This is a genomic window from Streptomyces sp. NPDC052687, assembly GCF_040678395.1.
GTDB lineage: Bacteria > Actinomycetota > Actinomycetes > Streptomycetales > Streptomycetaceae > Streptomyces.
Map to the genome: position 1 here is coordinate 1 of NZ_JBFATR010000088.1, position 9,641 is coordinate 9,641.

The 9,641-nt window shown below is 71.6% G+C and carries 6 protein-coding genes and 1 pseudogene; 3 read left to right on the plus strand and 4 right to left on the minus strand.

Features of this window, described 5'->3' with window-relative positions:
• Window positions 1-170 precede the first annotated feature (170 nt).
• From AB0K92_RS33050 to AB0K92_RS33060, 3 genes and pseudogenes are all read left to right on the plus strand, one after another.
• The gene (locus tag AB0K92_RS33050) at window positions 171-551 is read left to right on the plus strand and encodes a MerR family transcriptional regulator (protein ID WP_365928967.1); all 381 of its coding nucleotides are present in this window, start codon (window positions 171-173) and stop codon (window positions 549-551) included.
• A 14-nt stretch (window positions 552-565) separates the two neighbouring features.
• Window positions 566-670 (plus strand): annotated as a pseudogene (locus AB0K92_RS33055) (thioredoxin domain-containing protein); the annotation flags it as partial.
• Window positions 671-875: 205 nt separating this feature from the next.
• On the plus strand, window positions 876-3,113 hold the full coding sequence (locus AB0K92_RS33060) for a UvrD-helicase domain-containing protein (RefSeq protein WP_365928968.1): 2,238 nt from the start codon (window positions 876-878) through the stop codon (window positions 3,111-3,113).
• On the opposite strand, the gene glgB is transcribed toward AB0K92_RS33060, so the two are convergent.
• The 4 genes from glgB to AB0K92_RS33080 all read right to left on the minus strand — a co-directional run.
• Window positions 3,088-5,922 carry a 1,4-alpha-glucan branching enzyme gene (gene glgB, locus AB0K92_RS33065; RefSeq protein WP_365928969.1) on the minus strand — a complete coding sequence of 945 codons (2,835 nt, stop codon included), beginning with the start codon at window positions 5,920-5,922 and terminating at the stop codon, window positions 3,088-3,090. The genes AB0K92_RS33060 and glgB overlap by 26 nt on opposite strands.
• A 32-nt stretch (window positions 5,923-5,954) precedes the next feature.
• Window positions 5,955-7,352 (minus strand): maltokinase, encoded by a 1,398-nt coding sequence (locus AB0K92_RS33070; protein WP_365928970.1) that lies wholly within the window; start codon window positions 7,350-7,352, stop codon window positions 5,955-5,957.
• A 108-nt stretch (window positions 7,353-7,460) separates the two neighbouring features.
• On the minus strand, window positions 7,461-9,161 hold the full coding sequence (gene treS, locus AB0K92_RS33075; protein ID WP_365928971.1) for a maltose alpha-D-glucosyltransferase: 1,701 nt from the start codon (window positions 9,159-9,161) through the stop codon (window positions 7,461-7,463).
• On the minus strand, window positions 9,158-9,641 hold a 484-nt coding region (locus AB0K92_RS33080; protein WP_365928972.1), incomplete at its 5' end, for an alpha-glucosidase C-terminal domain-containing protein. The genes treS and AB0K92_RS33080, both read right to left, overlap by 4 nt.

A 9,641-nucleotide genomic window follows, 5' to 3' on the forward strand; every position in this document is an offset into this window, starting at 1 on the left:
GGGGCACCCACCCCGCTCGCCCAGCCCCACCCCGCCGCCGCAAGGCACCCGCCCCCTCCACTGCCCGCCGGGCCCCGGCGGCCGCCCGCTACCGCCGTGACCCCCACCCCCCAACCCCCCTCCCACGCACCCTTGCCTTGACCTCGGCGTCAAGGCTTACGTTCGGGCGTATGCGAATCGGCGAGCTGGCCGCACGGGCCGGGACCACCACGCGGGCGCTGCGGTACTACGAGGCGCGGGGGCTGTTGCCCGCGCGGCGTGACGACAAGGGGTACCGGGACTACGACGAGTCGGACCTGCGGCTGCTGCGGCAGATCAGGACGTTGCAGGACTTCGGGTTCGACCTGGAGGAGACGCGGCCCTTCGTGGAGTGTCTGCGCGCCGGGCACCCGGAGGGCGACGTGTGCCCGGCGTCGCTCGCGGTGTACCGCCGCAAGCTGGACGAACTCGACGCGCTGATCGGCGAGTTGCAGGCGGTGCGGGCGAAGATCGGGGTGCGGCTGGCGCTGGCCGAGGATCCGATGTGCGAACTGGGAGGGCAGGGGTTGTGATCAGGGCAGCGGGTGTGGCCGAGGTGACAGACGCGGACTTCGCGGCGGAGGTGATCGGATCGGAGCTGCCGGTGCTGGTGGAGTTCACCGCCGACTGGTGCTGCTGGAGGAGATCGCCGAAGCGCTCTGACGCCCCCCCCGGGCGCGAGAGGCGCGAGACGTACGAGAACCACGAGAAATCCCCCGGGCAATTGCGCCCGGGGGATTTCTTTGCGTATATTCAATGGTTCGCGACTTCAATTCAACAGTCGCGGGAAAGTTCAGTGACCACAGTATATCCGGCCGGGAGCGGAATTGTCAAACTCCGAATTTCCAGACGATGAAATGCGTCAGGAGCAGGAATTCATCGACGATCTGTACGCGCGCGTCGACGTCCTGCGCGGCGAGACCGAGTCCTCGGTCACGGACGCTCTCGCCCAGGGCGACAAGCCGATGCAGGCCCGGCTGGAGCGCGACATCCTGGTCGCCGAGCGCTCCGGGCTGCTCGCCGCGCTCGACGCGGTCGACGGCTCCCTGTGCTTCGGCCGGATCGACCTGACCTCCGGCGTCCGGCACCACATCGGCCGCATCGGCCTGCGCGCCGACGACGCCGAGCGCACCCCGGTCCTCATCGACTGGCGCGCGGACGTCGCCCGGCCCTTCTACCTGGCCACCGGCCACACCCCGATGGGCCTGCGCCGCCGCCGGCACATCACCACCGAGGGCCGCACGGTCACCGCCCTGCACGACGAGTTCCTCGACGTCGGCGACCGGGAGCGCACCGGCCACGAGGACCCCAGCGGCGACGCGGTGCTGCTCGCCGCCCTGAACTCCGCGCGCACCGGCCGGATGAGCGACATCGTCCAGACCATCCAGGCCGAGCAGGACGAGATCATCCGCGCCCCGCACCGCGGCGTCCTGGTGGTGGAGGGCGGCCCCGGCACCGGCAAGACCGCCGTCGCCCTGCACCGCGCCGCCTACCTCCTCTACGAGCACCGGGAACTGCTCGCCAGGCGGGCCGTGCTGATCGTCGGCCCCAACCCGGCCTTCCTCGGCTACATCGGCGAGGTGCTGCCCTCCCTCGGCGAGACCGGCGTGCTGCTGGCCACCGTCGGCGAGCTGTACCCCGGCGTGAAGGCGACGGCCACGGACACGCCGGAGGCCGCCGCGGTTAAGGGCCGCGCCGACATGGCCGACGTGCTCGCCGCCGTCGTACGCGACCGGCAGGCGCTGCCCGACCCGGTCATCGCGATCGAGCACGACCGGGAGGTCCTGATGCTCGACGACGGCCTGGTGAACGTCGCCCGCGAGAGGACCCGCGCCGCGAAGCTGCCGCACAACGCCGCCCGCGAGCACTTCGAGGGCCACATCCTCAACACGCTCACCGAGCTGTACGCCGAGCGCATCGGCACCGACCCCTACGACGGCTCCAGCCTGCTGGACGCCGCCGACATCACCCAGATCCGCGACGACCTCGCCGAGAACCCCGAGGTGTGGGCAGCGATCGACCGGTTGTGGCCGGTGCTCACCCCGCAGCGGCTGGTCGCCGACTTCCTCGCCGACCCGCAGGGCTACGTCTGCGACGAGGACGCCGCCGCCATCCGCCGCCCGGTCACCCGGGCCTGGACGGTCGCGGACGTACCCCTGCTGGACGAGGCCGCCGAACTCCTCGGCGAGGACGACCGCGCGGCCCGCGCCCGCGCCGAGCGGGAGCGGGAGACCCAGGTGGCCTACGCGCAGGGCGTGCTGGACGTGTCGTACGCCTCCCGGACCTACGAGTTCGAGGACAAGGAGGAGGACGACCCGGAGGCCTCCGAGGTGCTGTCCGCGCACGACATCATCGACGCCGAGCGGTTCGCCGAGCGCCACGAGGAGGCCGACCACCGCAGCGCCGCCGAACGGGCCGCGGCCGACCGCACCTGGGCGTTCGGGCACATCATCGTCGACGAGGCGCAGGAACTGTCGCCGATGGCGTGGCGGCTGCTGATGCGGCGCAGCCCGACCCGCTCGATGACCCTCGTCGGTGACCCCGCGCAGACCGCCGAGGCGGCCGGCGTCGGCTCCTGGCGGGAGATCCTCCAGCCGTACGTCGAGGACCGCTGGGAGCACACCCGGCTCCGCGTCAACTACCGCACCCCCGCCGAGATCATGGACCTCGCGGCGGCCGTCGTCCGGGCCGTCGACCCGGACTTCGAACCGCCGAGTTCGGTCCGCTCCACGGGCGTACGGCCCTGGGTGCGCGCCACCGACGACCTGCCTGGCGCGGTCGCGAAGGCGGTCGCCGAACTCACCCCCGCCGAGGGCCGCCTCGCCGTCATCGCCCCACGCGACCTGCACCGCAGCCTCGCCGCCCGGCTCGACGGGGTGACCGCCGGCGCCCAACCCGACCTGACGCGGACCGTCGTCCTGCTCGACCCGCGCCAGGCCAAGGGCCTGGAGTTCGACTCCGTCCTGGTCGTCGAACCCGCCCGGTACGGCACCAGCGACCTCTACGTCGCCCTGACCCGCGCCACCCAGCGGCTCGGCGTCCTGCACACCGGGGCCCTCCCGGACGGGCTCAGGCAGGCCGCAGCCACACCGTAGCCAGCGGGGGCAGCGTCAGCCGGATGCTCGCGGGGCGGCCGTGCCAGCCCTGGGGCTCCGGCTTGACGGGGTCGGGCCGGGTGACGTCGCTGCCGCCGTAGCGGGCTGCGTCGGTGTTGAGGACCTCGTGCCAGGCGGGGATGTCGTCGGGGACGCCGAGGCGGTAGTCCTGGCGCACCACGGGGGAGAAGTTGCTGACCGACAGCAGCGGCGTGCCCTCCGCGTCCAGGCGCAGGAAGGCGAGCACGTTGTCGTCGGCGGCGTCCGCGACGATCCACTGGAAGCCGTCCGGGTGGACGTCCCGCTCCCACAGGGCCGGGGTGGCGCGGTAGACGGTGTTGAGGTCCCGCACCAGGTCGCGCACCCCGCGGTGGTCGGCCTCCGCGCCGTACGCCGGGTCGAGCAGCCACCAGTCCGGGCCGTGCGCCTCCGACCACTCCGCGCCCTGCGCGAACTCCTGGCCCATGAACAGCAGTTGCTTGCCCGGATGGGCCCACATGAAGCCCAGGTAGGCACGGTGGTTGGCGCGCTGCTGCCACCAGTCGCCCGGCATCTTCGACACCAGCGACCGCTTGCCGTGCACGACCTCGTCGTGGGAGATCGGCAGCACGTAGTTCTCGCTGTACGCGTACACCATCGAGAAGGTCATCTCGTGGTGGTGGTGCCTGCGGTGCACCGGGTCCTTGCTCATGTACTGGAGCGAGTCGTGCATCCAGCCCATGTTCCACTTCAGCCCGAAGCCGAGGCCGCCGAAGCCGCTCGGGCCCTTGTGGTGGGTCGCGCGGGTCACGCCGTCCCAGGCGGTGGACTCCTCGGCGATCGTCACCACGCCGGGCGCCCTGCGGTACACGGTCGCGTTCATCTCCTGCAGGAACGCCACCGCGTCCAGGTTCTCCCGCCCGCCGTGCTCGTTCGGCACCCACTGGCCCGGCTCGCGCGAGTAGTCCAGGTAGAGCATCGAGGCGACCGCGTCCACCCGCAGCCCGTCGATGTGGAACTCCTCGCACCAGTACACCGCGTTGGCGACCAGGAAGTTCCGCACCTCGCGGCGCCCGAAGTCGAACTCCAGCGTGCCCCAGTCCGGGTGCGCCGACCGCCGTGGGTCCGGGTGCTCGTACAGTGGCCGGCCGTCGAACTCGGCCAGCGCCCAGTCGTCGCGCGGGAAGTGCGCGGGCACCCAGTCCATGAGGACGCCGATGCCCGCCTGGTGCAGCGCGTCCACCAGGTACTTGAAGTCGTCCGGGGTGCCGAGCCGGGCGGTCGGCGCGTAGAAGCCGGTGACCTGGTAGCCCCAGGAGCCGCCGAAGGGGTGCTCGGCGATCGGCATCAGCTCCACGTGGGTGAAGCCCATGTCCTTGACGTACGCCGGGAGCTGCTCGGCGAGCTGCCGGTAGGTCAGCCCCGGACGCCACGACGGCAGGTGCACCTCGTAGACGGACAGGGGCGCCTCGTGCGCGGGCCGCTCCGCGCGGCGGGCCAGCCACTCCGCGTCGCCCCACTCGTACGCCGACGCGTGGATGACCGACGACGTGTTCGGCGGAATCTCGGTGCGGCGGGCCATCGGGTCCGCGCGCAGCGTCCGCGAACCGTCCGGCCGGGTGATCTCGAACTTGTACAGCTCACCCTCGCCGATCCCCGGCACGAACAGCTCCCACACCCCGGACGAGCCCAGCGAGCGCATCGGGAACCCGGTGCCGTCCCAGAAGTTGAACGTGCCGGCCAGGCGCACGCCCCGGGCGTTCGGCGCCCACACCGTGAACCGGGTGCCGGTCACGCCCTGATGGGTCATCGGGTGCGCGCCGAGCGCCGTCCACAGCTGCTCGTGCCGGCCCTCGCCGATCAGGTACAGATCCAGCTCGCCGAGCGTGGGCAGGAAACGGTACGCGTCCTCCGTCTCGATCACCGTCTCCTCGTACGCCACCTCCAGCCGGTACCCCTCCGGCACCTCCTGGAGGGGCAGCAGCGCGGAGAAGAAGCCCTGCCCGTCGTCGTGCAACTCCGCCCGCAGCTCCCCGCAGAGGACCGTGACCGACCTGGCGTACGGCCGGAAGGCCCGGAAGGCGACCCCGCCGGGCACCGGGTGCGCGCCCAGCACGGAGTGCGGATCGTGGTGCGTCCCGGACAGCAGCCGCTCGCGGTCGGCGGCGTCCAGGGCGGGGGTGGGGGCGGGGACCACAGGGGGGACCGCGGCCGGGGTCTTCTTCGCGGGTGCCCGCTCGGCGACGGCCTTCCTGACGGCGGCCTTCTCGACCGGGACCTTGCCGGCCGGCACTTCCTGGACCACCTTCTTGGCTGGTGCCTTCCTGGCCGGTGTCTTCTTGACGGGGGCGCGCTTCTCCGCGGCTTTACTGGCGGGAGCCTTGACCGTGGCCGTCCCGTCGGTGGTCTTGGCCGCGGTCTTCTTGGCGAGCGCCTTCTCCGCGGTCGCCTTCTTGGCGGTGGTCCGTTTGGCGGTCGTCTTCCTGGCGGCGGGCTTCTTCGCGGCCGCCTGCTTGGCGGCCGTCTGTGCGGTGGTCGCCTTCTTCGCGGGTGCCTTCTCCGCCGCCTCGGCCGCGGTCTTCGCCGGCCGCTCGGCGGCGGCCCTCTTGGCCGCCGTCGTCTCGGCGTCCGCGCGGCCGGCCGCCGCCTTCTTCGCCACCGCCTTCTGGGCCGGCGTCCGGGCGGCCGCCTGCGCGGCCGTCTTCCTGGCGGCGGTCTTCTTCGCCGTCGCCTGGCGAGGCACGGTCTGTTTCGCCGCCGTCTCCTGCTCGGAGCGATTCTCGGCCGTCTGCTGCGGGTCCGAACCGCTGGAGGGGGTGCGGGGAGTCACGGGCGGAGCCTCCTGGGAGGGGTCAGGGAAGGTCAGGTCGATGGGGTCGAGGCCAGGCGCCGTATCGCCGACAGCGGTACCGGGAGCCAGTCGGGGCGGTGCCGGGCCTCGTAGACCACTTCGTACACCGCTTTGTCGGTTTCGTACGCGCGCAGCAGCACCGGGTCGTGGCGCGGGTCGCTCCCGCCGGCCTCCGCGTACCCGGAGCAGTAGGCGGCCCGGCAGGTCTCCGCCCAGCCCGGCACGCCCGGCCGTACGGAGTGCGCGGCGTAGTCGAAGGAGCGCAGCATCCCGGCGACGTCCCGCACGGTCGGCTGCGGCATCCGCCGCTCCGCGAGGGACTTGGCCGGCTCGCCCTCGAAGTCGATCAGCGTCCACTGCCCGGCGGGCGAGCGCAGACACTGCCCGAGGTGCAGATCGCCGTGGACGCGCTGGGCGGTCCAGGTACGGCCCTCCGCGCCGAGCTGCGCCACCGCCTCGAAGGCGCTGCGCAGCCGCGGCGCGTACGGGCGCAGCGCGGGCACCGCCTGGGCGGCGGCGTCCAGCCGCTCGACCATGGCGTCGACCAGCGGCTGGAGCTGGGCCGGACCGAGGGTGACGGTCGGCAGGGCGCGGGCCAGCGCGGTGTGCACCTCGGCGGTGGCGCGCCCGAGCGCCCGCGCCTCGGCACCGAAGTCCTCGCCCTTGGCCAGCTCCCGCAGGGCCAGCTCCCAGCCGTCGGCCGCGCCCTGGACGTAGGGCTGGAGCACGCCCAGGACGTACGGCTCACCGCCCAGCTCGGCGCGCAGCCACGCGGTGGGCGCGGGTACCCGGGGGCAGCCCTCGCGGGCCAGCGCGAGCGGCAGCTCCAGGTCGGGGTTGACACCGGGGACGATCCGGCGCAGCAGCTTGAGAATGAACGTATCGCCATAGACGACCGACGAGTTGGACTGCTCGGCCGTCACCGCGCGGGCGACGAGACCGGGACGGATCTCCTGGCCGGGGTCGCGTTCGAAGCGCAGCCCGCCGATGCGGGCCTGGGTGCGCAGCGCCTCCAGGAGCAGATCGGCGGGGCGGGTGTCGTACAGGGCCTCGTAGACCGTGTGCCCGGCGAGCGGGCCCTCGGTGACGTGTCCGATGAGCGCGGGCGCCAGCCGCGGCGGCAGCGCCTCGCGCACGCCTATCAGCAGCTGGTAGCAGTCGCCGGGGGCGGTGGCCGCGCCCGGCACCGGGGTGAGCGGCTGGTGGACCTGGACCAGCAGGTGGTACAGGCCCAGCCGGCCACCGGGCGGCATCAGTTCGGTGGCCGCAACCAGCGTGAACCCGGTCACCGGGCGCCCTTTGCCCGCGAACCACCGCTGACGCGGCAGCCACTGGCTCAGCAGGGGCTCCAGTGACGCGAGCAGGCCGGGGCCGGCCGAGAGGACGGGGCGGGTGACGGCTTCCGACATGGGCTGCGTCCTTTCCCCGGAAGAGGTTTCGGGGGTTGCCCGGAGTGTTCGGGGGGTTACGGCATGCGTGCCCCGGGCGGGGCGGAGGAAACCGCCCCGCCGCGGGTTCTAGGGGGTGTCCTTGCGGAGCCGGAACCAGTAGAAGCCGTGGCCCGCCAGAGTCAGCAGGTACGGCAGGTCCCCGATGGCGGGGAAGCGGACCCCGCCGATCAGCTCGACCGGGTGGCATCCGGCGAAGGACCGCAGATCCAGCTCGGTCGGCTGCGGGAAGCGGGAGAAGTTGTGCACGCACAGCACCAGGTCGTCGCCGTGCTCCCGCAGGAACGCCAGGACCGCCGGGTTGGAGGACTGGAGTTCGGTGTACGAGCCGAGGCCGAAGGCGGGGTTCTGCTTGCGGATCTCGATCATGCGGCGGGTCCAGTGCAGCAGCGACGAGGGCGACGCCATGGACGCCTCGACGTTGGTGACCTGGTAGCCGTAGACCGGGTCCATGATCGTGGGGAGGAAGAGGCGGCCGGGGTCGCAGGTGGAGAAGCCCGCGTTGCGGTCGGGTGTCCACTGCATGGGGGTGCGCACGGCGTCCCGGTCGCCGAGCCAGATGTTGTCGCCCATGCCGATCTCGTCGCCGTAGTACAGGATCGGCGAGCCGGGCAGGGACAGCAGCAGGGCCGTGAACAGCTCGATCTGGTTGCGGTCGTTGTCCAGCAGCGGCGCGAGCCGGCGGCGGATGCCGATGTTGGCGCGCATCCGCGGGTCCTTGGCGTACTCCGCGTACATGTAGTCGCGCTCTTCGTCCGTCACCATCTCGAGCGTCAGCTCGTCGTGGTTGCGCAGGAAGATGCCCCACTGGCAGCCGGACGGGATCGCCGGGGTCTTGGCCAGGATTTCGGAGACGGGGTAGCGGGACTCGCGCCGCACCGCCATGAAGATGCGCGGCATGACCGGGAAGTGGAAGGCCATGTGGCATTCGTCGCCGCCGCTGGCGTAGTCGCCGAAGTAGTCGACGACGTCCTCCGGCCACTGGTTGGCCTCGGCGAGGAGGACCGTGTCTGGGTAGTGGGCGTCGATCTCCTTGCGGACCCGCTTCAGGAACTCATGGGTCGCCGGAAGGTTTTCGCAGTTGGTGCCCTCCTCGGCGTACAGGTACGGCACGGCGTCCAGCCGGAACCCGTCGATGCCCAGGTCCAGCCAGAACCGCAGCGCGGAGATCATCTCCTCCTGCACCGCCGGGTTCTCGTAGTTGAGGTCCGGCTGGTGGGAGAAGAACCGGTGGAAGAAGTACTGCTTGCGCACCGGGTCGAAGGTCCAGTTGGAGACCTCCGTGTCGACGAAGATGATCCGCGCGTCCTGGTACTGCTTGTCGTCGTCGGCCCACATGTAGTAGTCGCCGTAGGGGCCGTCCGGGTCCTTGCGGGACTCCTGGAACCACGGGTGCTGGTCACTCGTGTGGTTCATGACGAAGTCGATGATGACCCGCATGCCGCGCTGGTGGGCGGCGTCCACGAACTCCACGAAGTCCGCCAGGTCACCGAACTCCGGGAGCACGGCGGTGTAGTCGGAGACGTCGTAACCCCCGTCCCTGAGGGGGGATTTGAAGAACGGCGGCAGCCACAGGCAGTCCACGCCGAGCCATTGCAGGTAGTCCAGTTTGGCGGTCAGGCCCTTGAGGTCGCCGATGCCGTCGCCGTTGCTGTCCTGGAAGGACCGGACGAGGACCTCGTAGAAGACGGCGCGTTTGAACCACTCCGGGTCGCGGTCCTTGGCGGGTGTGTCCTCGAAGGTGTCCGGGACGGGCTCGTTGACTGTCATGGTGTGGGTGACCCTCCGATCTGCGGGTTGGACGGTCGCAGGACGGTGAGGACGTGTGCCGGCCGGAGGCCCGGTTCGAGGCGCACGTAGTTGGCCCTGCCCCAGTGATAGGTCTCGCCGGTGAGCTCGTCGCGCACCGGCACCGACTCGTGCCAGTCCAGGCCGAGTTGCGGCATGTCCAACGAGACCGTGGCCTCCTGGGTGTGGTGAGGGTCGAGGTTCGCGACCACCAGAACCGTGTTCGAACCGTGCCGCTTCGAGTACGCGATCACCGCTTCCTGGTCCGCGTGGTGGAAGTGGAGATCGCGCAGCTGCCGCAGGGCCGGGCTCCGTCGCCGGATCTCGTTGAGGCGGGTGATGAGCGGGGCGATGCTGTGCGGGGCGTCCCAGTCGCGGGGCCGCAGCTGGTACTTCTCCGAGTCCAGGTACTCCTCGCTGCCTTCCCGCAGGGGGGTGTTCTCGCACAGCTCGTAGCCGGAG

What these genes read in the sequence shown, in the direction of transcription:
- AB0K92_RS33050 (WP_365928967.1), top strand. Translation starts at nt 171, where the DNA reads ATGCGAATCGGCGAGCTGGCCGCACGGGCCGGGACCACCACGCGGGCG.
- treS (WP_365928971.1), bottom strand. Translation starts at nt 9,161, where the DNA reads ATGACAGTCAACGAGCCCGTCCCGGACACCTTCGAGGACACACCCGCC.
- AB0K92_RS33060 (WP_365928968.1), top strand. Translation starts at nt 876, where the DNA reads ATGCGTCAGGAGCAGGAATTCATCGACGATCTGTACGCGCGCGTCGAC.
- AB0K92_RS33070 (WP_365928970.1), bottom strand. Translation starts at nt 7,352, where the DNA reads ATGTCGGAAGCCGTCACCCGCCCCGTCCTCTCGGCCGGCCCCGGCCTG.